Here is a 22,782-nt window from a genome sequence, read left to right as displayed (position 1 = left end):
TACAGGTGATATCAGGCTTGCTGATCAGCCAGTTGGTCGGCCAGGCGCACGAAGGCTGCCAGGTCCAGCTGTTCAGGACGCAGGCTGCCATCCACGCCAGCGGCCTCGATGGCCGCGCTGTCGAGCAGGCCCTTCATGGTGTTGCGCAGGGTTTTGCGACGCTGGTTGAACGCCTCGCGTACCACCTGCTCCAGCAGCTTCGCATCCTTGGCCGGGTGGGGCAGCACTTCGTGCGGCACCAGGCGGACGATGGCTGAATCGACTTTTGGCGGTGGGTTGAAGGCGCCAGGGCCGACATTGAACAGGTGCTCCACGCGGCAGTGGTACTGCACCATGATCGACAGGCGCCCCCAGTCACCCCCGCCAGGGCCGGCTGCCATGCGCTCGACCACTTCCTTCTGCAGCATGAAGTGCATGTCGCGGATAAGCCCGGCATGGCTGAGCAGGTGGAAGATCAGCGGGGTGGAGATGTTGTAGGGCAGGTTGCCCACTACCTTGAGGCTGCGTGGCGGCACGCCCAGCTGGTTGAAGTCGAACTTCAGGGCGTCGCCCTGGTGCAGGCGGAAGTTGCCGCGATCAGCGAACTTGTGCTGCAGGATCGGTACCAGGTCCTTGTCCAGCTCCACCACGTCCAGTTGTGCGCCGCTGCCCAGCAGGCCTTCGGTCAGGGCGCCCTGGCCCGGGCCGATTTCCAGCAGGTGTTCGCCGGCCTTGGCGTTGATGGCACGCAGGATGCGGTCGATGACGCCGGCGTCGTGCAGGAAGTTCTGGCCGAAGCGCTTGCGCGCCCGGTGTTGGTATTGCTCGTTCATGGTCGGTTCTCGGCCATCTGGTAGGCGGTTTCCAGCGCGACGCGAAGGCTGCCGGTGTCGACCTTGCCGGTGCCGGCCAGGTCCAGGGCGGTGCCGTGATCGACCGATGTACGGATGATCGGCAGGCCCAGGGTCACGTTCACTGCAGCGCCGAAGCCTTTGTACTTGAGTACCGGCAGGCCCTGGTCGTGGTACATCGCCAGCACCGCATCGCAGTGCTCCAGATATTTGGGGGTAAACAGGGTATCGGCCGGCAGCGGCCCGCGTAGGTCCATGCCTTCGGTGCGCAGGCGGGCCAGGGTCGGCTCGATGATGTCGATTTCCTCGCGGCCCAGGTGGCCGCCCTCGCCCGCATGCGGGTTGAGGCCACACACCAGAATACGCGGGTTGGCAATGCCGAACTTGTCGCGCATGTCGGCATGCAGGATACGGGTTACACGTTCGATGCGCTCGGCTGTGATGGCGTCGGCAATATCACGCAGCGGCAGGTGCGTGGTTACAAGCGCCACGCGCAGGCCACGGGTCGCCAGCATCATCACCACTTGCGCGGTATGGGTCAGTTCGGCAAGGAACTCGGTATGCCCGGAAAAGGCGATACCGCTTTCATTGATCACACCCTTGTGCACCGGGGCGGTGATCATCCCGGCGAAGTGCCCGTCCAGGCAGCCTTTGCCCGCGCGGGTCAGGGTTTCCAGCACGAACGCGGCGTTGGCTTTGTCGAGATGGCCTGATGTTACGGGCGCTGCCAGGGGGGTATCCCAAACGTACAGGCTACCGGCTGGCGCCGGCTGCTCAGGCCATTGGCCTGGGGCTACTGACAGCAGGTTGACGGCCAGCCCCAGCTGCGTGGCCCGCACGGCGAGCAGGTCACGGCTGGTGATGGCGATCAGGGGATGAGGCTGGGCGTCTGCGGCGAGCAGCAGGCACAGGTCGGGACCTATGCCGGCCGGCTCGCCGGGCGTGACGGCGAAGCGCAGGGGCTTCACTGGGCGGCCTGGTCAGCGCCAGGCAGCTTGATTTCAACGTAGGCTTCGTCGCGAATCTGGCGCAGCCAGGTTTGCAGCTCTTCGTCGTACTTGCGGTTGCGCAGTACGCTCAGGGCCTGTTGCTCACGTGCCTGCTCAGTGCTGTCGGTGGCGCGGCGGCCCAGCACTTCCAGAACGTGCCAGCCGTACTGGGTTTTGAACGGTTTGGTCACGACGCCTTGCTGGGCGTTGGCCATCTGTTCACGGAACTCCGGTACCAGGCTGTTCGGGTCTACCCAGTTGAGGTCGCCGCCGTTGAGCGCAGAACCTGGGTCTTCCGAGAAGCTCTTGGCCAGCTCGCCGAAATCTTCGCCGTTCTTGATGCGGTCGTACAGGCGCTCGGCCAGTTGCTCGGTGGCTGCTTCGCTGCGGATCTCGCTTGGCTTGATCAGGATGTGGCGTACATGCACTTCGTCACGCAGCACGTTCTCGCTGCCACCGCGCTTCTCCTCCAGCTTGAGGATGATGAAGCCGTTGGGGATACGAATGGGCTGGGTGATCTCACCCACCGGCATGCTGCTGAGCATCTTGGCGAAGTCAGGTGGCAGCTGGCCGGCTTTACGCCAGCCCATCTCGCCGCCTTCCAGGGCGTTTTCGCTGGCCGAGTTGGCAATCGCCATCTGGCCGAAGTCGGCGCCCTGGCGCAGCTGCTGGTACACGTCACCGACCTTGCGCGCAGCCTTCTGGATATCATCCGAGTTGGCGGCTTCCGGGGTAGGGATGAGGATGTTGGCCAGGCGGTACTCTTCCGACATCTGCATCTTGCCCATGTCGGAGTTGAGGAAGTTCTTCACTTCCTGCTCCGACACCTGGATACGCTCGGCCACGCGGCGCTGGCGCACACGGCTGATGATCATCTCGCGCTTGACCTGCTCGCGAGCGTCGTCGAACGACAGGCCGTCATGGGCCAGGGCGGCGCGGAACTGGTCCAGCGACATGCCATTGCGCTGGGCGATGGTGCCGATGGCCTGGTTCAGTTCCTCGTCGGTGATGCGGATGCCGGAGCGCTCGCCGATCTGCAGTTGCAGGTTCTCGACGATCAGGCGTTCCAGTACCTGCTGTTCCAGGGCGCCAGTAGGTGGCACACCGCCGCCACGCTTGGCGATGGTTTGCTGCACCTCGTGGACGCGCTGGTCCAGCTGGCTTTGCATGACCACGTCGTTGTCGACGATGGCCACCACGCGATCAAGAGGTTGTACCGCGGCATGCACCGCGCCACTCAGCAAAGCGGCGCCCAGCAACACTGGGCGCAGACGATCAATAAGCTTGGTCTTCACGTTCACGGTAACCTTGAATGCCTTGGTCGAGGAAAGACTCGACCTTGTTGCCAACTACGCCACCGAGGCCTTTCAGGACGATCTGAAGGAAGACACCGTGGTCGCCTTTTTCGTTCGCCGGGAGGGCTTGGCTGAAGTCGTCGTAATCGATCCAGTAGCGGTTGATCAGGCGCAGCTTCCAGCAGCAGTTGTCGTACTCGAAACCGCCCATGGCTTCCAGGGTGCGGTTGCGGTTGTAGTCATGCTGCCAGCGAGCGATGACGCTCCACTGCGGAACGATCGGCCAGATGACCGAGAAGTCATGCTGCTGGATCTTGTAGTAGTCCTTGATGTAGTTCGGGCTACCTGGGGTGCCGTAGTCGCCACCGCCCACTTTCCAAGTACCGGTCTGGGAGTCGTAGGCAATGGTGTCGTTACGGTAGCGATAACCGAGGTTGACCACCTTGTTCGGGTTGTCTTCAGGCTGGTAGTGGAACATCGCGCTGCCCGAGCGGGTGCTGCGGCTGTCTGGGTCCCAGTTGAAGTCCGAGTTGAAGCGCCAGTCGCGGTTGAAGAAGTAGTTGTACATCAGCGCGTATGGAGAAACGTCGGACTGCGAGTCTTTGCGGGTACGGTAGTCGATACCTGGCAGCTGGACCTTGCGGTCCTTGAAGTAGTACGCCTGGCCAATGCTGAAGTTCTGGCGTTCGAAGCCGTTTTCTTCGATCCAGCGGGTGGTTACCCCCAGCGAAAGTTTGTTCTCGTCCCCGATGCGGTCTGTGCCACTGAAGCGGTTCTCGCGGAACAACGAGTCATAGCTGAACAGACTTTCGCCTGAGTCGAACAGCGGAATGTCCATCTGATCCTTGTACGGAACATAGAGATAGAACAGGCGCGGTTCGAGGGTCTGCTTGTAGTTCGTACCGAACAGAGATGTGTTGCGGTCAAAGTACAAGCCGCTGTCGACACTGAAGATCGGGATATCGCGGTTCTGGGTGCTCGAGAAATCACCGCGTAGGTCGCGGGTGGCTTGCGAGGCATTGGCCAGGTCGCTTTTGCCTTCGCTATCCAGGTCCAGGTCGTAATGGGTGTACATGTAAGTCAGCTTAGGTTTGAGGTAACCATAGCTGGCATCCATCGGTAAGCTGATAGAGGGTGCAACGTTGAGGCGGGTACCGTTAGCCCTTGCGAGACCGAAGATGTTCTCATCAAGACGTTGACCATTGGTACCGGCGGTGGTGTCAAGCACCCCATCCTTGTTGAAGACCGGACCAGTCTTCAGGTCGCGATCAAAGCGCACGGCTTCGGTGTCGTAACTGAAGTCGAAACCACCCGGGTGGTACGGCAGCATACCGTTGAGGGTGACTTGCGGCAGACGATCATACGGCGTGATCTGCGAGATAGTGGCCATTTCGTAGGCATGCACGTTCAAACGCGCGGTGTAGCTGTCGCCACGATAGGTCAAAGCACCCTGCTGGTTCAGCAGGTCACGGCTTTCCACACCGATCTGATCAGACTCCAGGTCCTGGAAGTAGAACGGGTCGCTGATGTCGGTGTAGTCGACCTCGGCCATCAGGCGCTCGTCCAGGCCACCCTTGTGCTGCCAGTTGACCATCCAGCGCTGATCTTCGTAATCCGTCTGGAGTTTACGATCATCGTCCTTGTCGTTCAGGTACGCACCGCCGAACTGGCCTTCGCTCGAAGGCGTCAGGTAGCGGAACTCGCCTTCCATCAGCAGGCCGCGCTTGGCCATGTAACGCGGGTACAACGTGGCGTCATAGTTCGGCGCCAGGTTGAAGTAGTACGGCGTGACCAGCATGAAGCCGGTGTCGCTGCTGGTGCTGAACGATGGCGGCAGGAAGCCGGACTGGCGACGGTCGTCGATCGGGAAGTAGATGTACGGTGTGTAGAACACCGGGAAATCCTTGACCCGCAGCGTAACGTTGGTCGCGGTACCGAAGCCGGTGGCCGGGTTCAGGGTGATGTTGTTGCCCTTCAGCTGCCAGGCGTTGCTGCCCGGTTCGCAGGTGGTGTACGTACCGTCCTTGAGGCGGATGATGGCGTTCTCGCCACGCTTGGCGTACAGGGCACTGCCGCGGATGTGCGACTTGTGCATCACGTATTCGGCGTTGTCGACCTGGGCTTCGCCGGTGTCGAGCTGGATTTGCGCCTCGTCACCGACCACCAACGACCCGTTGTCACGGATCTTGACGTTGCCCTTGAGCTCGCCACGGTTTTCGGTCTGGTAGAGGTTGGCCTCGTCGGCCTCGGCCTGCATGCTGCCCTGGCGCATCACCACGTCGCCGGCGAGGGTAGCGATCTGCTGCTCCTGCTGGTACTTGGATACCTTGGCGTTGATGTAGGTCGGCGACTCATCCTTCGGCGTGGTGTCGGCCATGCCCGGGCGGGTTGGCTCGACATAGGCGCCACCGCAGTACGGGCCGGTTTCGGCCAGCTGCGCGGCGGTGAGCTTTTCACGCGGCACCCAGTCCAGGTGGCTGTAGTCTTCGCTGCGCGACTTCAGGGCACGGCCCTTGGCCTCGGTAACCAGCATCGGCCGGTCCGCGGTTTCGCCTTCGCTGGCGGCTTCAGTGCCGGAGCTGACGGCCGCACCTTCGTGCACCGGGCGTGGCGGCAGGTTGTTGACTGGGGCCTTGGGCTTGCAGTCCCAGCCACCGGCGGCGGACACTTGGCAGTCGAACTGTTCGGCTGCCACTGCATATGAGGTGGCCAGAGGTTGCAGGGCCAGCAGACCGCCGGTTACCAGCAACGGAAACTTTCTACGAAACGCGGGGGATTTCAATGCCATCTTATTAGTCCGGGCTTCCTGCGTGCCATCTGCCCGCGTGTGGGGCCGCACGCCTCTCGATGGTCTGAAAAAGATGCTGGATAATAAAGCATGACCCGCTTGACGGCTAGGGCCGTCGGAGACCCTTGTAATGCCTGAACACGATGTACGCCTGCAACAACTGACGGTCTGGCTCGAAGAGCAGCTCAATGAACTTTTCCGCAACAATGCCTGGGGCGAAGTGCCTGCAGGCAGCTTGACGTCTGCCAGCAGCGACGCGAGCTTTCGCCGCTACTTCCGCTGGCAGGGGGCTGGCCACAGCTTCGTGATCATGGATGCGCCACCCCCGCAGGAAAACTGCCGACCGTTCGTCGCCATTGACCACCTGCTGGCCAGCGCCGACGTGCATGTGCCGCTGATCCACGCCCAGGACCTGGAACGTGGCTTCCTGCTGCTTGGGGATCTCGGCACTCAGACATACCTTGACATCATCAATGCCGACAACGCCGATGGCCTGTTCGCCGATGCCATCGATGCGCTTTTGAAATTCCAGCGTTTGCCGATGGACGCCCCGCTGCCCAGCTACGACGATGCCCTGCTGCGCCGCGAAGTGGAGCTGTTCCCCGAATGGTACGTGGGGCGTGAGCTTGGCCTGGCCTTGAGCGAAGCGCAGAAAGCCACCTGGCAGCGCGTCAGCCAGCTGCTGATCGACAGTGCCCTGGCCCAGCCCAAGGTGCTGGTGCACCGTGACTACATGCCGCGCAACCTGATGCAGAGCACCCCAAACCCCGGTGTGCTGGATTTCCAGGATGCGGTGTATGGCCCGGTCACCTACGACATCACCTGCCTGTTCAAGGATGCCTTTGTCAGTTGGCCGCAGGCGCGGGTCGAGACCTGGCTGCGTGACTACTGGCAGCAGGCGCAGGTTGCCGGCATCCCGGTGCACGCTGAGTTCGAAGCTTTCCAGCGCGCCAGTGACCTGATGGGCGTGCAGCGCCACCTGAAGGTGATCGGCATCTTCGCCCGTATCTGCCACCGCGACGGCAAACCGCGTTACCTGGGCGACGTGCCGCGTTTCTTCGCCTATATAAATGAAGTGATCGGTCGCCGGCCCGAATTGGCGGAGCTGGGTGAGCTGATTGCGCAGTTGCAGGCCGGAGCGCGTGCATGAAGGCAATGATCCTGGCAGCGGGCAAGGGCGAGCGCATGCGCCCGCTGACCCTGCACACCCCCAAACCGTTGGTCCCGGTCGCCGGCCAGCCGCTGATCGAATACCACCTGCGCGCCCTGGCGGCAGCGGGCGTCACTGACGTGGTGATAAACCACGCCTGGCTCGGCCAGCAGATCGAAGACCATCTGGGTGACGGCAGCCGCTTCGGCCTGAACATCCGCTATTCACCTGAAGGTGAGCCGCTGGAAACCGGCGGCGGCATCTTCAAGGCCCTGCCTTTGCTGGGTGATGCGCCTTTCCTGTTGGTGAACGGCGATGTCTGGACCGATTACGATTTCGCGCGTCTGCAGGCTCCCCTGCAAGGCCTGGCTCACCTGGTGCTGGTCGACAACCCTGGCCATCACGGGCGCGGTGACTTCCGTCTGGTGGGTGAGCGGGTGGTCGATGGTGACGACGCGCCGGGCACCTTGACGTTCAGTGGCATTTCGCTGCTGCACCCGGCGTTGTTCGATGGTTGCCAGGCGGGCGCCTTCAAGCTGGCACCGTTGCTGCGCCAGGCCATGACGGCCGGCAAGGTCTCTGGCGAACACTACCGTGGGCACTGGGTGGATGTCGGTACGCTCGAACGCCTGGCCGAGGTTGAGCGTTTGATTGGCGAGCGCGCCTGACATGTGGTGGCCAGGCACGGTGATTGGTGTAGGTGCCGGCTTTGCTGTCGCGAGCATACCGGGTGCCTTGCTCGGTGCGCTGCTTGGGCAGGCCATGGACCGCCGGCTGCGCTTGCAAGGCTGGGACGATATGCGCGAACGCCTGGGCGGGCGCTCGGCCTTGCGCGACGACGAGTTGCTGTTCGTGATGCTCGGGCGCCTGGCCAAGTGCGATGGTCGGGTGGGTGAGCTGCATATCCAGCAGGCGCGTCAGGAAATGGTGCGCCTGGACCTGGCCGAGGCAGCCCGGCTGCGCGCTATCAATGCGTTCAACCGCGGCAAGGCAGGCAAGGACCGGCTGGGCGGGCACCTGCGGCGTATCCGCCAGCAGCCGCATGCCGCGGAAGGCACCTTGCGTGCCTGTTGGCGCATGGTTTGGGCCGACGGCAAGATGGGCAACAAGGAGCGTGAGTTGTTGCTGGACTGGGGGCAGAAGCTGGGCATGAGCAGGCGCCAGGTGCAGGCCATGTCGCTGGAGTACGAGCCGCGCAAGGCGACGGCAGCCGAAGGCGTCCCCATGACCTATGCGGCAGCGTTGCGCTTGCTGGCGGTGGAGGCGGATACCGATAGTGACAAGGTCAAGCAGGCGTATCGTCGGCTTGTCAGTCGGCATCACCCGGACAAACTGGCGGGTACCGGTGCCAGCGACGCGCAGGTGCGTGAAGCGACCGAGCGTACCCGTGAGTTGCATCAGGCGTATGCCATGATCCGCAAGCGGCGGGGGCTGTAAAAACGGGGCCGCTTTGCCGCCCATCGCGACACAAGGCCGCTCCCACACTTGTGCGGCCTCGCGCCGCGAAAGGGGGGCGAAGCACCCCCGTCGATTTCAGCTCAACCCTGCGGGCTCATCCATCCTCGCACGCGGCGGAACAACTGCTCTTGCTCCGCAGCCTTGTTGCCCGGCATGGCAATCAGCGACAACTGCCGGTACTGGCTGTCTTTCTGCCGTTTGCTGGCCTGCAGGCGCTGCTCGGCTGCATTGCGGTCCTGGCTGCGGGTAACGTAGTAGATATCGGCAGTCGGCACCTTCAAGGTTGGCGCCAGGCTCTCCAGGTCATGCTCCACGCGAGCCGGTGTCTGTGCGGCGACCATCACCAGTTTCTGTACCTGCGGCGGTTGCTTCTCGCTCAGGTAGCGGGCCGCCCAGTACGCGCCGCTGCCATGGCCGATCAGCACGATGCTGCGTGCGTTGTGCTGCTGGGCAAACGCCACTGCGGCGTCCAGGCGGGCGAAAATGCGCTCGGCGTCGGCTGGGTCGGCCTGTTCGCTGGCCTGTTCGGCGTCAGTGTTTTGCGCCGCGTCGGCATCGGCCGCGGTGGCTTGGGCGATATTGGCATTGGCGTCGGCAGGTACATCCTTGGCCGGCGCACTTTCGCCCTTGGCTTTTTCTGGCTCGGCAGCGGGTTTGGCTTCGACCCTCGCCTGGGGGCTGTCGGCGAGCAGATCTGGCAGGCTGACGCTCAGGCTGTGCCAGCCGACATCAGGGAATTTTTGCCGCAGCGGGCCAACTGCATTGGGCCAGTCGGCCGTTTCGCCAGCACCGGGAACAATGATCACCGCCCCTTGCGGGTCGCTGTCGTTGGCCGGCTTCCACAGGGCCAGGAAGCTGTCGGCGCCCGCCTGCAGGGTCTGCTGTTCGGCCTTGGGCACCAGCCTTTCGAGCGCCTGGGCATCCTCCTGGCTGCGCTCCAGCAAGGGCGGGCGTGGGGGCTCGGCAGCAGGCGTCGCGGTAGTCGCGCGTGGTTTTTCGGCGTCGGCGGCCAAGGCACCGAGTGGAAGGAGCGAAGCCAGGCAGCACACTGCCAGCCCCGTGCGATAAAGTGTGGACATGCGTCAACCCAAGGCCAGAATGATACCGGCAGCCTAATAGTATTTGCCCGTGACGGCCATGCTGCATGGCCGCCTTTGCCAAGACGAGCGTGTAGATGAAGCGAGTGCGTCGCCTGTTGGTTATCGGCTGTTTGTGGCTGCCCTTGATTGCATTGGCCAGGCCCGAGGCGCCGCCCGCCGTGGTATTGGAGCCCGCTCAGCAGCAGTGGCTGGATACCCATCGCAGCCTGCGGGTGGGCCTGGTGCTGCAGGTGCCGTACGCCCAGTTCGACCGGCGCTTGCAGCAACTGTACGGGGCCAACGTAGAGCTGGTGAGCAGCCTGGCGCAGGCGTTGCGGCTGGACCTCACCTGGCGCAACTTCAGCGACCAGGCCAGCCTGGAACATGCCCTGCAGAGCGGCGAAATCGACTTCGCCCCTGGGCTTACGCAGACGCCGGCCAGCCTGCGCCTGTGGTTGTTCAGCGACCCATACATGCGTGTGCCGCAACTGGTGGTGGGGCCGCGCACCGGGGCCATGGCCGTGGAGCTGGAAAAACTCGAAGCTGAACAGCGGGTGGCCGTGCGCATGCCCAGCCAGCTGGCGGACTACCTGCGCGCCAACTACAGCAACCTCAACCTGCAGGGGGTGCCCAACGAGCGTGAAGCCCTGCAACTGGTGGTAGGCGGCCAGGCCGCCTTTGCGGTGCTGGATGAAGCGCAGCTCAGCCGTCTGTCACGCGAAAGCGAGTTCAGTGAGCTTGCAGTGGTCGGCGATATCGGCCTGCCGCAATTGCTGCGCATTGGTTCCCGGCGCGACTGGCCACTGTTGGCCGATGTATTGGAGCGTGGCTTGCAAGCGCTGCCAGCCAAGGAGCTGGAACAACTGCACCAGCGTTGGTTACAGCCCAAATACCCACGGCTGAGTGAATCGCCGGGCTTCTGGCAGAACCTGGCCTTGTTGTTCGGCATGCTGCTGCTGTGCGCGTTGGCCACATTGCTATGGCAACGCCGGCAGCAGCGCCAGCTGGAGCGTAGCCTGTTGGCCACGCGAGAAAGCCTTGTGGAACGGCAGGTGCGCGAAGAGGCGTTGCGCTTGAGCCAGTTCGCCATCGACCAGAGTACGGTGGGTATCCTTTGGGTCAATTGGGACAGCCACGTGCGCTACGCCAACCACGCTGCCGAGCGCATGCTGGGTTATGCCGAGGGCGAGCTGCTGGAGCGGCCGCTGAGTACCTTCGAACCAAGCCTGAACATGGACCGCTGGCTGGAGCTGTGGAAGGGCGCGCGTACGGGGGCAGGGGGTACCGGCCAGTTCGAGGCGCAGTGCCGGCGGGCCGATCACAGCGTGCTGCCGGTGGAGCTGTCGCTGAGTTTTCTGCGCTTTCGTGATTCCGAATATCTGGTGGTCTATCTCGCCGACGTCACCGAGCGCCACCGCGCCCTGGCGGCCTTGCGCGAGAGCGAGGCAAGGCTCAAGGGCATTGCCGGTAACGTGCCGGGGCTGGTGTTTCGTCTGGAGCGCGACCCGGCCGAGGGCGACCTGGAGTTCCCCTATATCAGTGAGGGCAGCGAGGCCCTGGTGGGCTATGCGCCCAGCGAGATTCAGCACCCGCAGATGGGCCTGCGCAACCTGGTGCACCCCGAGGACCGCGCCGATTACCATCGGGTACAGGACCTGGCCCTGGCCAGCGACCAGGACTGGTCCTGGCAGGGGCGCATCCTCACTCGCCAGGGTGAACAGCGCTGGGCCGACATCAAGGCCAGTACTCGGCGCCTGGGCAACGGCCAGGTGGTGTGGGACGGTGTGGTGTGGGACATCACCCAAGGCAAGCGGGCAGAGTTGGCCCTGGCGAAATCTCAGGAGCAGCTGCGCGAACTGTCGGCCCACCTGGAGAGCGTGCGTGAAGAAGAAAAGGCCCGTATCGCCCGGGAAGTGCACGACGAACTGGGGCAGATGCTGACCGTGCTCAAGCTGGAAGTGTCGATGTGCGAGCTGGCATTCGCCGAGCTGGACCCAGGCCTTAACGAACGCCTGAGCAGCATGAAGCGCCTGATCGCGCAGCTGTTCCAGCTGGTGCGCGATGTGGCCACCGCTTTGCGCCCGCCGATTCTCGATGCCGGCATTGCCTCGGCCATCGAATGGCAGGCGCGGCGCTTCGAGGCGCGCACGCAAATCCCCTGTCTGGTGCAAGTACCGGATAATCTGCCAGCATTGAGCGATGCCAAGGCCACTGGATTGTTTCGTATCCTGCAGGAGGCGCTGACCAACGTGATGCGTCACGCCCAGGCGCACAGCGTGGAGATCGAGCTGGTACGCCAGGACGGTCAGTTGCGCATGACGGTCAGTGACGACGGCCAGGGCTTTTGCCGCGACCAGCCCCGGCCCACCTCGTTTGGCCTGGTGGGTGTGCGCGAGCGCGTGCTGATGTTGGGTGGCAGCATGGCGCTGGACAGTCAACCGGGCGAGGGCACCAGCCTGAGCGTGGCCATTCCGTTGGAGTAGGAGAGCGAGCGTGATTCGAGTGCTGGTGGCCGAAGACCACACCATTGTCCGTGAAGGTATCAAGCAGTTGATCGGCCTGGCCAAGGACATGCAGGTGGCGGGGGAGGCCGGTAATGGCGAGCAGTTGCTCGAAGCCCTGCGGCACACGCCGTGCGAGGTGGTGTTGCTGGATATCTCGATGCCGGGGGTGAATGGGCTGGAAGCGATCCCGCGGATCCGTGCGTTGCACGACGCTCCGGCAATCCTGATGCTGTCGATGCACGACGAGGCACAGATGGCGGCGCGGGCGTTGAAGGCTGGCGCGGCGGGTTATGCCACCAAGGACAGCGACCCGGCGCTGTTGCTGACCGCGATTCGCCGGGTGGCGGGTGGCGGGCGTTATATCGACCCGTCGCTGGCCGACCGTATGGTGTTCGAAGTGGGCCTGACCGAGTCTCGGCCATTGCACACGCTGCTGTCGGAGCGGGAGTTCTCGGTGTTCGAGCGCCTGGCTCAGGGCGCCAACGTCAACGACATTGCCCAGCAACTGGCGCTGTCGAGCAAGACCATCAGCACCCACAAAGCGCGCTTGATGCAAAAACTGAAGGTGAACTCGCTGGCGGAGCTGGTGAAGTACGCCATGGAGCACAAGCTGGTCTGATTGCGACAATGAGTGGTTTCGCGGTCCTTGTGAGAGCGGCCTTGTGTCGCGAAAGGGCCGCATAGCGGCCCCTTTGTTTCAGCGCTTTCGCTTGAATTGTGGGGGGGCTTCGTAGCCCTTTCGCGGCACAAGGCCGCTCCGGCAAGGACTGCGGCAGTGTCCTGAAAGCGTCATCTTTGTAGGGCAATCCCTACAGCGAATCTTCCATCCGGATGATGGCATTCTCTCAGCACCCCCGATTTTCGGGCGCTTGCGCCTCTTCTACTCTTTTGCCTACGCAGTCATCCAACAAGAAGGTGCAGGCATGAGCGAGGCGAAGTCGAACGCTGCAACCAGCGAAACGCTGGTCAGCTTCCGTGGTGTGCAGAAGAGCTACGACGGCGAGTCGCTGATCGTCAAAGACCTCAACCTGGATATCCGCAAGGGCGAGTTCCTTACCCTGCTTGGCCCGTCCGGCTCCGGTAAAACCACCAGCCTGATGATGCTGGCCGGTTTCGAAACCCCCACCGCCGGTGAAATCCAGCTGGCCGGGCGCTCGATCAACAACGTGCCGCCGCACAAGCGCGATATCGGCATGGTGTTCCAGAACTACGCGCTGTTCCCGCATATGACCGTGGCCGAGAACCTGGCCTTTCCGCTGACCGTGCGCAACCTGAGCAAGACCGACATCAGCGAGCGGGTCAAGCGCGTGCTGAACATGGTCCAGCTCGATGCCTTCGCCAAGCGCTACCCCGGCCAGCTGTCCGGCGGCCAGCAGCAGCGAGTGGCGCTGGCCCGGGCGCTGGTGTTCGAGCCGCAGCTGGTGCTGATGGACGAACCGCTCGGTGCGCTGGACAAGCAGCTGCGTGAACACATGCAGATGGAGATCAAGCACATTCACCAGCGCCTGGGTGTGACCGTGGTGTACGTGACCCACGACCAGGGCGAAGCGCTGACCATGTCCGACCGCGTGGCGGTGTTCCACCAGGGCGAAATCCAGCAGATTGCCGACCCGCGCACGCTGTATGAAGAGCCCTGCAATACCTTCGTCGCCAACTTCATCGGCGAAAACAACCGCATCAACGGCACCCTGCTGGCCAGCGATGGCAAACGCTGCCAGGTGCAGTTGCCGCGCGGTGAACGGGTCGAGGCGCTGGCGGTGAACGTCGGCCAGGCCGGCGAGCCGGTAACCCTGTCGATTCGCCCGGAGCGTGTGCGCCTGAACGGCCACAGCGAAAGCTGCGTCAACCGCTTCTCTGGCCGGGTGGCCGAGTTCATTTACCTGGGCGACCACGTGCGGGTGCGCCTGGAAGTTTGCGGCAAGGGCGACTTCTTCGTGAAACAGCCGATTGCCGAGCTCGACCCGGCATTGGCCGTGGGCGATGTGGTACCGCTGGGCTGGGAGGTGGAGCACGCCCGCGCGCTCGATCCGATTGCCGAAGCCCATTGATGGATTGCTTCACCAACCCTGTACTGTGGAGAGAATAATAATGCGCAAGCAGTTGAAACTGACCGCCCTGGCCCTGGGGCTGTTCGCCGCTGGCCAGGCCATGGCCGCAGACCTCACCGTGATCTCGTTCGGGGGCGCCAACAAGGCTGCCCAGGTCAAAGCGTTCTACGAGCCATGGGAAAAGGCGGGTAATGGCAAGATCGTCGCAGGCGAGTACAACGGCGAAATGGCCAAGGTCAAGGCGATGGTCGACACCAAGAGCGTGTCGTGGAACCTGGTAGAGGTCGAGTCGCCGGAGTTGGCGCGCGGTTGCGATGAGGGCATGTTCGAAGAACTCGACCCGGCACTGTTCGGCGATGACGCCGACTATGTACCTGGGGCCATCCAGCCTTGCGGCGTAGGCTTCTTCGTATGGTCCACGGTCATGGCCTACAACGCCGACAAGCTCAAGACCGCCCCCACCAGCTGGGCCGACTTCTGGGACACCAAGCAGTTCCCGGGCAAGCGTGGCCTGCGCAAGGGCGCCAAGTACACGATGGAATTCGCACTGATGGCCGATGGCGTTGCGCCCAAGGACGTCTACAAAGTGCTGGCCACCAAGGAAGGCCAGGACCGCGCCTTCAAGAAGCTCGATGAACTCAAGCCCAACATCCAGTGGTGGGAAGCTGGCGCGCAGCCACCGCAGTTCCTGGCCTCCGGTGACGTGGTCATGAGTTCTGCCTACAACGGCCGTATTGCCGCTGTGCAGAAGGAAAGCAACCTCAAAGTGGTGTGGAACGGCGGTATCTACGACTTTGATGCCTGGGCGATTCCTAAAGGTGCCAAGAACGCCGAAGAAGCGAAGAAATTCATTGCCTATAGCGTCAAACCCGAGCAGCAGAAGATCTACTCCGAGAACATCGCCTACGGCCCGGCCAACGCCAAGGCCGTGAGCTTGCTGTCGGAAGACGTGAAGAAGGACATGCCGACCACGCCTGAAAACATCGCCAACCAGGTGCAGATCGATGTGGCCTTCTGGGCTGACAACAGCGAGCAGCTGGAGCAACGCTTCAACGCCTGGGCGGCGAAGAAGTAAGGCGCATCAAAGGGGCGCTGGCCGCTGGGTCCGCGCTCCCCGTTTCCCTGTTTCGCGGAGTTCGCCATGGCCATTGCAGTGCCCCTAAAAGAAGGCGCAGGTCCAAGTCTCAAGCAGCGCCTCAAACACGCTGAGCGGGTCAACCGCTGGAAGGCGCAGGCGTTGATCGCGCCGTTGGCGCTGTTTCTTCTGCTGGTGTTCCTGGTGCCGATCGCGGCGCTGCTGTACAAGAGCGTCGGCAACCCGGAAGTGGTCGGTGGCTTGCCACGCACGGTAGACATCATCACCCAGTGGGACGGCAAGAGCCTGCCGGGCGAGGATGTGTACAAGGCACTGAGCCAGGACCTGGCCGAATCGCGCAAGAACCAGACCCTTGGCGACCTTTCCAAGCGCTTGAACATGGAGCTGGCTGGCTACCGCAGCTTGTTGACCAAGACAGCCCGGGCACTGCCATTCAAGGCTGAGCCTGCCTCTTACAAAGACGCTCTGCAGGCCGTTGACGAGCGTTGGGGCGACCCGGCCTACTGGCAGGCCATACGCCGCAATACCAGTTCGGTGACTTCTTTTTACCTGCTGGCCTCTGTCGACCACCGTATCGACGACCTTGGCGAACTGGCCAAGGCCACCCCGGACCAGGCCATTTACCTGGATATCTTCGCCCGCACCCTGTGGATGGGTGTGGTGATTACCGCCATCTGCCTTGTGCTGGCCTATCCGTTGGCCTACCTGTTGGCCAACCTGCCGACCCGCCAGAGCAACCTGCTGATGATCTTGGTACTGCTGCCGTTCTGGACCTCGATCCTGGTGCGGGTGGCGGCGTGGATCGTGCTGCTGCAGTCGGGCGGCCTGATCAACAGTGCGCTGATGGCCATGGGCATCATCGACCAGCCGCTGGAACTGGTGTTCAACCGCACCGGTGTGTACATCTCCATGGTGCACATTCTGCTGCCGTTCATGATTCTGCCGCTGTACAGCGTGATGAAGGGCATTTCGCCCAGCTATATGCGCGCGGCGATCTCGCTGGGGTGCCACCCGTTCGCCAGCTTCTGGCGGGTGTACTTCCCGCAGACCTATGCCGGCGTTGGCGCGGGGTGCCTGCTGGTGTTCATCCTGGCCATCGGCTACTACATCACCCCGGCGCTGCTCGGCAGCCCGAACGACCAGATGGTCAGCTACTTCGTCGCTTTCTATACCAACACCAGCATCAACTGGGGCATGGCCACCGCGCTGGGCGGGCTGCTGCTGCTGGCGACTGTGCTGTTGTACTTGATCTATAGCTGGCTGGTCGGCGCCAGCCGCCTGCGCCTGAGCTGAGGAGCCTGTCATGCTGAGCCCATACATGTCGCCCGTGGAACGGGTCTGGTTCTATAGCCTGCGCATTCTTTGTGGCTTGATCCTGCTGTTCCTGATCTTGCCGGTGCTGGTGATCGTGCCGCTGTCGTTCAACAGTGGCAGCTTCCTGGTGTACCCGCTGCAGGGCTTCTCGCTGCAGTGGTATCAGGACTTCTTCGGCTCGGCCGAGTGGATGCGGGCGTTGAAGAACAGCATCATCGTCGCCCCGGCGGCCACGGTGCTGGCCATGGTGTTCGGCACCCTGGCGGCCATCGGGCTGACCCGTGGCGACTTCCCCGGCAAGTCGCTGGTGATGGCGCTGGTGATATCGCCAATGGTGGTCCCGGTGGTGATCATCGGGGTCGCCAGTTACCTGTTCTTCGCCCCACTGGGCATGGGCAACAGTTTTACCTCGCTGATTCTGGTGCATGCGGTGCTGGGTGTGCCGTTCGTCATCATTACCGTGTCGGCAACCTTGCAGGGCTTCAACTACAACCTGGTGCGCGCGGCGGCCAGCCTGGGTGCCTCGCCGCTGCTGACCTTCCGCCGAGTGACCCTGCCACTGATTGCACCCGGTGTTATCTCGGGCGCGCTGTTCGCCTTTGCCACTTCGTTTGACGAAGTGGTGGTAACACTGTTTCTGGCCGGGCCGGAGCAGGCGACCCTGCCGCGGCAGATGTTCAGCGGTATCCGCGAAAACCTCAGCCCGACCATTGCTGCGGCGGCAACCTTGCTGATTGCTTTCTCGGTGGTGTTGCTGCTGACCCTGGAGTGGCTGCGTGGGCGCAGCGAGAAGCTGAGGACCCAACAGCCGGCCTGATGAGGAGGTGCCTGTACCGGCCTCTTCGCGGCGTTAGCCACGAAGAGGCCGGTACAGGTTGAAACAGCTGGTCGACATGGATTGATACCAATCAGCCTCTATCCGTTTCCCTGAGTTACAATGCGCGCCACCGTGATTCTGCCAACAGGTGCGCCATGCAGCCCTACGCTATTGCCCCCTCCATTCTCTCCGCCGATTTTGCCCGCCTGGGTGAGGACGTCGACAAGGTATTGGCTGCGGGTGCAGACATCGTTCACTTCGATGTCATGGACAACCACTATGTCCCCAACCTGACCATTGGTCCGATGGTTTGCACCGCCCTGCGCAAGTACGGCGTCACCGCGCCGATCGACGTGCACCTGATGGTCAGCCCCGTCGACCGTATCATCGGCGACTTCATCGAAGCCGGCGCCACCTACATCACCTTCCACCCGGAAGCCACACAGCACATCGACCGTTCGCTGCAACTGATCAAGGACGGTGGCTGCAAGGCTGGCCTGGTGTTCAACCCGGCCACCAGCCTGGACGCCCTGAAGTATGTGATGGACAAGATCGACATGGTGTTGCTGATGAGCGTCAACCCAGGCTTTGGCGGGCAAAAGTTCATCCCCGGCACCCTCGACAAACTGCGCGAAGCGCGTGCGCTGATCGACGCCAGTGGCCGTGATATCCGCCTGGAAATCGACGGCGGCGTGAACGTCAACAACATCCGCGAGATCGCTGCCGCTGGCGCTGACACCTTCGTGGCTGGCTCGGCGATCTTCAACGCCCCGGACTACCAGGAAGTCATCGCCAAGATGCGCGCCGAACTGGCCCTGGCCCGCCCATGAGTGGCTTCGAGCAGCTGTTCCCGGGGACGCTGCCGAGGCTGGTGATGTTCGATCTGGACGGTACCCTGATCGACTCCGTGCCAGACCTGGCCGCCGCCGTGGACCGTATGCTGCTCGAACTGGGGCGCCCGCCTGCAGGCCTTGAGGCCGTGCGCCACTGGGTTGGCAATGGTGCCCAGGTGCTGGTGCGTCGGGCGTTGGCCGGAGGCATCGACCACACCACAGTGGACGACGCCCTGGCCGAGCAGGCGCTGGCGCTGTTCATGGACGCCTATGCCGAAAGCCATGAGCTGACGGTGGTCTACCCCGGCGTGCGGGACACCCTGCGCTGGCTGCGCAAGCAGGGTGTGGAGATGGCGCTGATTACCAACAAGCCTGAGCGCTTCGTTGGCCCGCTGCTGGACCAGATGAAGATCGGCAACTACTTCCGCTGGATCATCGGCGGTGACACCCTGCCGCAGAAGAAGCCCGACCCGGCGGCGCTGCTGTTCGTCATGCAGATGGCCGGTGTTACTCCGCAGCAGTCGCTGTTTGTCGGCGATTCGCGCAGTGACGTGCTGGCCGCCAAGGCAGCTGGTGTGCAATGCGTGGGCCTGACCTACGGCTACAACCATGGCCGGCCGATCAACGACGAATCCCCCAACCTGGTGATCGACGATCTGCGCGCTTTGCTGCCTGGTTGCGCAGACCCGGCCACTGGGATAACGTTGGCGAACCTTCAAGCCTCACAAGACAGAGAGCCCACCGTGGTGGTTACCGGCAAATTCTGGATGAAAGTCATCAAGGCCCTGGCCCGTTGGCGTTGGCGCGCCTGACTTTTGCCTGCCGGCGCGTGCCGGCCCGTCCGTTTGCCTGACCTACTGCTGCTTGCCACGAGGCTACTCATGAACCGCGAAGAATTCCTGCGCCTGGCCGCTGCCGGCTACAACCGCATTCCTTTGGCCTGCGAAACCCTGGCCGACTTCGACACGCCGCTGTCGATCTACCTGAAACTGGCTGACCAACCCAACTCGTACCTGCTCGAATCGGTGCAGGGCGGCGAGAAGTGGGGCCGTTACTCGATGATCGGCTTGCCGTCGCGCACGGTGATGCGTGTGCATGGCTACCACGTCAGCATCCTGCAGGATGGCGTGGAAGTGGAAAGCCACGATGTCGAAGACCCGCTGGCGTTCGTTGAAACCTTCAAGGACCGCTACAAGGTTGCCGACATTCCCGGCCTGCCGCGTTTCAACGGCGGCCTGGTCGGCTACTTCGGCTACGACTGCGTGCGTTATGTGGAAAAGCGCCTGGGCGCCAGCCCCAACCCGGACCCGCTGGGCGTGCCGGATATCCTGCTGATGGTGTCCGACGCGGTGGTGGTATTCGACAACCTGGCGGGCAAGATGCACGCCATCGTGCTGGTTGACCCGGCCGAGGAGCAGGCCTTCGAACAGGGCCAGGCACGCCTTCAAGGCTTGCTCGAAACCCTGCGTCAGCCGATCACCCCGCGCCGTGGCCTGGACCTGAGCGGCCCACAGGTCGACGAACCGGAGTTCCGCTCCAGCTATACCCGTGAGGATTACGAGAACGCGGTCGGCCGTATCAAGGAATATATTCTGGCCGGTGACTGCATGCAGGTGGTGCCGTCACAGCGCATGTCGATCGACTTCAAGGCTGCGCCTATCGACCTGTACCGCGCGCTGCGCTGCTTCAACCCGACGCCGTACATGTACTTCTTCAACTTCGGTGACTTCCATGTGGTCGGCAGCTCGCCCGAGGTGCTGGTACGTGTCGAGGACAACCTGGTCACCGTGCGCCCAATCGCCGGCACCCGCCCGCGCGGCGCCACCGAAGAGGCCGACCGCGCTCTGGAAGACGACCTGCTGTCGGACGACAAGGAAATTGCCGAGCACTTGATGCTGATCGACCTGGGCCGCAACGACGTGGGCCGTGTGTCTTCGACCGGCAGCGTGCGCCTGACCGAGAAGATGGTCATCGAGCGTTATTCCAACGTGATGCACATCGTCTCCAACGTCACCGGCCAACTGCGTGAAGGGCTGACGGCGATGGATGCACTGCGGGCGATCCTGCCGGCTGGCACCCTGTCGGGTGCACCGAAAATCCGCGCGATGGAAATCATCGACGAACTGGAGCCGGTCAAGCGTGGAGTTTACGGTGGTGCAGTCGGCTACTTTGCCTGGAACGGCAACATGGATACCGCGATTGCCATCCGTACTGCCGTGATCAAGGACGGTGAACTGCATGTGCAAGCCGGTGGTGGCATTGTTGCCGACTCGGTACCGGCGCTGGAATGGGAAGAAACCATCAACAAGCGCCGAGCGATGTTCCGCGCGGTGGCGCTGGCCGAGCAGACGTTGACCAAATAAATGGATTGGGGCCGCAATGCGGCCCCATCCATTCAGAAGTCCACGCTCACCCCCAGGCTCACCCCCTGCTGCGTCAACTCATCACTCTTGCGCCAGTTGTAGTTCCCACGCACATGCACCCCCGCCACCAGTTCATGGCTCACCCCAAGGCTCGCTCGGGTCAGGTCGCTGTGTGGCGTATACCCGGTCAGGGTGAAGTCATTGGCCGGCAAGCGGGTCAGGTGCATCGTCACATCCTGCTGGTCGTCCTCGAACTCGTGTTCCTGCGCCACCTCGGCGAACAACCGGGTACTTGGCATTACCTGCACACTACCCAGCAACCCCACGCCTAGCCGACGTGACGTGCGTTCCTGGTCATCGAAGCCCAGTGCCGTCGAGCGCCCGCTTTTCTCGTCGTAGCCATCCACTTTCACCCGCGCATAGTCGGCACTGATGAAGGGTGCCAGCTGCCAGTCGCTGCTGTCGGCCGCCAGGTTGTAGCCCAGGCGCCCGGACATCGCCCAGGCCTCGCCGTCGGTGTCGCCCTTTTCGCTACGGCCATTCACGCCCAGGGCGAAGGTGCGTTTCAGGTCACTGTAGTCCAGGTGCCCGGCGGTCAGCGCGGCATCGGCCCACCAGCGGTCCTGGCGGTATTGGGCAAAGGCACTGGCCAGGTAGCTGTTCAGTTTGTAGTCTGAGTCTTGGTCGCCGACTTCCAGCTTCTGTCGGTATGCACCACCGGCGAGGCCCACGCGCCAGGCGTCGTTCAGGCGATAGCTGCCGCCCACAGTCAGGTTGTAGCCACGTCCATCGCCGCTGGCCGCGCTGTGCTGGCCGTCGAAGTCCAGGTCCTGGGCGCCAGTGGCGACAAAGGCTTGCCACTGACCTACGGCTTGCCAGGGTGTCTGCCACTGGTTGCGCAATTCATCCTGGTGGGCGCGCAGGCTGGCATGGGCCATTTCTGGCAGCAGGGTCAGCTCCCAAGGTGCGGAAATGATCGAATAGGCGTAGTCGGCAATCAGTTGCTGGCCCGCGATGGTCGGGTGCACCGAGTCGTTGAACAGTAGTTTGGTTGGGTCGGGGGTGGTGCCGGTGATGCCATATACCGGGTTGGCCACACAACCTTCGCCGCTGTAGCAAGTACCGACCAGGTTCTGATCGCTGGCGAGGCCGAACTGGTTGGGGCTGGCCAATGCCTCGCTCAGCAGCAAGGGAACGTTCAGCGGGATGATCTCGGCATCGATCTGCCCCAGTCGGCTGAGCAGCGACTGGTTGAAGGCGCCAGACAGCAATGACAGCGGCGTACCACTGAAGTTCGGTGTTTGGCCGAGGTCGGGCAGCAGCCAGACCATGATGTAGCGGGCGCCGCCTTGTTGCAGGGCCTGGGCGCTGGCAGCCAGGCGGGCGCCAGCGGCGATGGCATCGGTCGGGCTGTTGACCAGGCCCTGCAGGAAGTCATTGCCGCCGCCGGTCAGGTAGTACAGCGCGTTGGGGTCGGCACGCAGGCCATTGGCCAGGTAGCCCGGCATTTCACGCAGTACCTGCCCGGCGCCGGTGCGCCCCGGTGGGATGACTGTTTCGGATGTGCTGGTGATCGAGTCCAGGATCTGTTGGGTCGTGTAGCCGCCGACTGCCCAGTTGTTGCCGTCGGGAAGCCCTAATGCCGGGTTGAGAGGCGAGGTAGAAGGACCCAGCTCGATCGGGCTCACCCCCAGCCGTCCGCCCAGGATCATTGGCGACACGGGGGCATAATTGCCATCGGCATCGCGGTTGGTAAAGCGCATGCCGCCGAACTGCCCGGCGTCACTGAGGCTGTCACCAAACACGATCAAGGTGGAATAGGGCGAGGGGGCAGCGAATGCCTGGCTGCAAGCTAAGGCCAGTGAAGCGAGAGTAAAGCGCAATAACGGGGCTTTTCGCATCAGGGAACATCCTTTTCTTTGTTTTTATTGGGACAACCCCATCGACCTTAGCAAATCGCTGTGCATCGCTCCCAAGTCCATTCGTTTCCCCGTGTTTACGGGCATATTGCGCCCGTCGCCCCGGTAGGCTACTGTGCCGGGACGTATGAGCGAGACCTATCCTGTGTTGATCGTCAGCAAACTCTTGATGCGCGTAATCAAGGCCCACGCCCGTTGGCGTTGGCGCGCCTGACTTTATCCCCTGCCGGCCCGTCCGGCCCGCCCCCGTTTGCCTTCCCGTTTACCGCCCTTTGTGGCAAAGCCGCGCCTGTGGCTGG

At 63.0% G+C, this 22,782-nt stretch carries 18 protein-coding genes; 12 read left to right on the top strand and 6 right to left on the bottom strand.

Annotation, left to right across the window (positions count from 1 at the left end):
• Window positions 1-11: 11 nt before the first annotated feature.
• Genes rsmA through DM807_RS04510 form a run of 4 tightly spaced genes read right to left on the bottom strand, consistent with a single transcriptional unit; the run spans window position 12 to window position 5,902 of the window.
• Complete coding sequence (rsmA, locus tag DM807_RS04525; protein ID WP_012270199.1) at window positions 12-812, bottom strand: 16S rRNA (adenine(1518)-N(6)/adenine(1519)-N(6))-dimethyltransferase RsmA; 801 nt, start codon at window positions 810-812, stop codon at window positions 12-14.
• Window positions 809-1,798, bottom strand: coding sequence for a 4-hydroxythreonine-4-phosphate dehydrogenase PdxA (pdxA, locus tag DM807_RS04520; protein WP_179027087.1), 990 nt, complete (start codon window positions 1,796-1,798; stop codon window positions 809-811). Before pdxA ends, rsmA begins: the two co-directional genes overlap by 4 nt.
• Window positions 1,795-3,114: a peptidylprolyl isomerase SurA gene (gene surA / locus DM807_RS04515; protein ID WP_041166352.1), complete on the bottom strand. Its 1,320-nt coding sequence runs from the start codon at window positions 3,112-3,114 to the stop codon at window positions 1,795-1,797. The genes pdxA and surA overlap by 4 nt, the downstream gene beginning before the upstream one ends.
• Window positions 3,095-5,902 (bottom strand): LPS-assembly protein LptD, encoded by a 2,808-nt coding sequence (locus DM807_RS04510; RefSeq protein WP_179027086.1) that lies wholly within the window; start codon window positions 5,900-5,902, stop codon window positions 3,095-3,097. The genes surA and DM807_RS04510 overlap by 20 nt, the downstream gene beginning before the upstream one ends.
• A 130-nt stretch (window positions 5,903-6,032) precedes the next feature.
• On the opposite strand from DM807_RS04510, the gene DM807_RS04505 reads away from it, so the two are divergent.
• The 3 genes from DM807_RS04505 to DM807_RS04495 are packed head-to-tail and all read left to right on the top strand — an operon-like array spanning window position 6,033 to window position 8,489.
• Window positions 6,033-7,052, top strand: a complete 1,020-nt coding sequence (locus DM807_RS04505; protein ID WP_012270203.1) for an aminoglycoside phosphotransferase family protein — start codon at window positions 6,033-6,035, stop codon at window positions 7,050-7,052.
• Window positions 7,049-7,720, top strand: coding sequence for an N-acetylmuramate alpha-1-phosphate uridylyltransferase MurU (murU, locus tag DM807_RS04500; RefSeq protein ID WP_060494198.1), 672 nt, complete (start codon window positions 7,049-7,051; stop codon window positions 7,718-7,720). Before DM807_RS04505 ends, murU begins: the two co-directional genes overlap by 4 nt.
• A 1-nt stretch (window position 7,721) precedes the next feature.
• Window positions 7,722-8,489: a TerB family tellurite resistance protein gene (locus DM807_RS04495; protein ID WP_012270205.1), complete on the top strand. Its 768-nt coding sequence runs from the start codon at window positions 7,722-7,724 to the stop codon at window positions 8,487-8,489.
• A 101-nt stretch (window positions 8,490-8,590) separates the two neighbouring features.
• Here DM807_RS04495 and DM807_RS04490 read toward each other — a convergent pair whose 3' ends face one another.
• Complete coding sequence (locus tag DM807_RS04490) at window positions 8,591-9,589, bottom strand: alpha/beta hydrolase family protein (protein ID WP_179027085.1); 999 nt, start codon at window positions 9,587-9,589, stop codon at window positions 8,591-8,593.
• Between the two features lie 95 nt (window positions 9,590-9,684).
• On the opposite strand from DM807_RS04490, the gene DM807_RS04485 reads away from it, so the two are divergent.
• From DM807_RS04485 to trpE, 9 genes are all read left to right on the top strand, one after another.
• A complete protein-coding gene (locus DM807_RS04485) occupies window positions 9,685-12,072 on the top strand; it encodes a PAS domain-containing sensor histidine kinase (protein ID WP_060494200.1) in 2,388 nt (795 codons plus the stop codon).
• Between the two features lie 10 nt (window positions 12,073-12,082).
• Entirely contained in the window at window positions 12,083-12,712 is a 630-nt protein-coding gene (locus tag DM807_RS04480; RefSeq protein ID WP_179027084.1) for a response regulator, read from the top strand.
• 304 nt (window positions 12,713-13,016) lie between these two features.
• Entirely contained in the window at window positions 13,017-14,141 is a 1,125-nt protein-coding gene (locus DM807_RS04475) for an ABC transporter ATP-binding protein (protein ID WP_012270208.1), read from the top strand.
• Window positions 14,142-14,181: 40 nt separating this feature from the next.
• Entirely contained in the window at window positions 14,182-15,216 is a 1,035-nt protein-coding gene (locus tag DM807_RS04470) for an ABC transporter substrate-binding protein (protein WP_012270209.1), read from the top strand.
• A 66-nt stretch (window positions 15,217-15,282) separates the two neighbouring features.
• Entirely contained in the window at window positions 15,283-16,530 is a 1,248-nt protein-coding gene (locus DM807_RS04465; RefSeq protein WP_012270210.1) for an ABC transporter permease, read from the top strand.
• Window positions 16,531-16,540: 10 nt separating this feature from the next.
• Complete coding sequence (locus tag DM807_RS04460) at window positions 16,541-17,368, top strand: ABC transporter permease (protein ID WP_003260880.1); 828 nt, start codon at window positions 16,541-16,543, stop codon at window positions 17,366-17,368.
• A 155-nt stretch (window positions 17,369-17,523) separates the two neighbouring features.
• Complete coding sequence (rpe, locus tag DM807_RS04455; protein WP_003255539.1) at window positions 17,524-18,198, top strand: ribulose-phosphate 3-epimerase; 675 nt, start codon at window positions 17,524-17,526, stop codon at window positions 18,196-18,198.
• Window positions 18,195-19,013: a phosphoglycolate phosphatase gene (locus DM807_RS04450; protein WP_012270211.1), complete on the top strand. Its 819-nt coding sequence runs from the start codon at window positions 18,195-18,197 to the stop codon at window positions 19,011-19,013. The genes rpe and DM807_RS04450 overlap by 4 nt, the downstream gene beginning before the upstream one ends.
• Window positions 19,014-19,082: 69 nt before the next feature.
• A complete protein-coding gene (trpE, locus tag DM807_RS04445) occupies window positions 19,083-20,564 on the top strand; it encodes an anthranilate synthase component I (RefSeq protein ID WP_012270212.1) in 1,482 nt (493 codons plus the stop codon).
• 32 nt (window positions 20,565-20,596) lie between these two features.
• Here the strand turns inward: trpE and estP are convergent, their stop codons facing one another.
• Entirely contained in the window at window positions 20,597-22,465 is a 1,869-nt protein-coding gene (estP, locus tag DM807_RS04440; protein WP_179027083.1) for an esterase EstP, read from the bottom strand.
• Window positions 22,466-22,782: the final 317 nt, after the last annotated feature.

Source organism: Pseudomonas hunanensis (assembly GCF_013393325.1).
Classification (GTDB): domain Bacteria; phylum Pseudomonadota; class Gammaproteobacteria; order Pseudomonadales; family Pseudomonadaceae; genus Aquipseudomonas; species Aquipseudomonas putida_P.
Note: the sequence above shows the minus strand (reverse complement) of the source record. Positions and strands in the feature narration are given on the sequence as shown.

Excerpts from the sequence above, each read along its gene's own strand:
- rsmA (WP_012270199.1), bottom strand. The coding sequence starts at position 812 with ATGAACGAGCAATACCAACACCGGGCGCGCAAGCGCTTCGGCCAGAAC.
- DM807_RS04510 (WP_179027086.1), bottom strand. The coding sequence starts at position 5,902 with ATGGCATTGAAATCCCCCGCGTTTCGTAGAAAGTTTCCGTTGCTGGTA.
- DM807_RS04505 (WP_012270203.1), top strand. The coding sequence starts at position 6,033 with ATGCCTGAACACGATGTACGCCTGCAACAACTGACGGTCTGGCTCGAA.
- murU (WP_060494198.1), top strand. The coding sequence starts at position 7,049 with ATGAAGGCAATGATCCTGGCAGCGGGCAAGGGCGAGCGCATGCGCCCG.
- DM807_RS04495 (WP_012270205.1), top strand. The coding sequence starts at position 7,722 with ATGTGGTGGCCAGGCACGGTGATTGGTGTAGGTGCCGGCTTTGCTGTC.
- DM807_RS04490 (WP_179027085.1), bottom strand. The coding sequence starts at position 9,589 with ATGTCCACACTTTATCGCACGGGGCTGGCAGTGTGCTGCCTGGCTTCG.
- DM807_RS04485 (WP_060494200.1), top strand. The coding sequence starts at position 9,685 with ATGAAGCGAGTGCGTCGCCTGTTGGTTATCGGCTGTTTGTGGCTGCCC.
- DM807_RS04475 (WP_012270208.1), top strand. The coding sequence starts at position 13,017 with ATGAGCGAGGCGAAGTCGAACGCTGCAACCAGCGAAACGCTGGTCAGC.
- DM807_RS04470 (WP_012270209.1), top strand. The coding sequence starts at position 14,182 with ATGCGCAAGCAGTTGAAACTGACCGCCCTGGCCCTGGGGCTGTTCGCC.
- DM807_RS04465 (WP_012270210.1), top strand. The coding sequence starts at position 15,283 with ATGGCCATTGCAGTGCCCCTAAAAGAAGGCGCAGGTCCAAGTCTCAAG.
- DM807_RS04460 (WP_003260880.1), top strand. The coding sequence starts at position 16,541 with ATGCTGAGCCCATACATGTCGCCCGTGGAACGGGTCTGGTTCTATAGC.
- rpe (WP_003255539.1), top strand. The coding sequence starts at position 17,524 with ATGCAGCCCTACGCTATTGCCCCCTCCATTCTCTCCGCCGATTTTGCC.
- DM807_RS04450 (WP_012270211.1), top strand. The coding sequence starts at position 18,195 with ATGAGTGGCTTCGAGCAGCTGTTCCCGGGGACGCTGCCGAGGCTGGTG.
- trpE (WP_012270212.1), top strand. The coding sequence starts at position 19,083 with ATGAACCGCGAAGAATTCCTGCGCCTGGCCGCTGCCGGCTACAACCGC.
- estP (WP_179027083.1), bottom strand. The coding sequence starts at position 22,465 with ATGCGAAAAGCCCCGTTATTGCGCTTTACTCTCGCTTCACTGGCCTTA.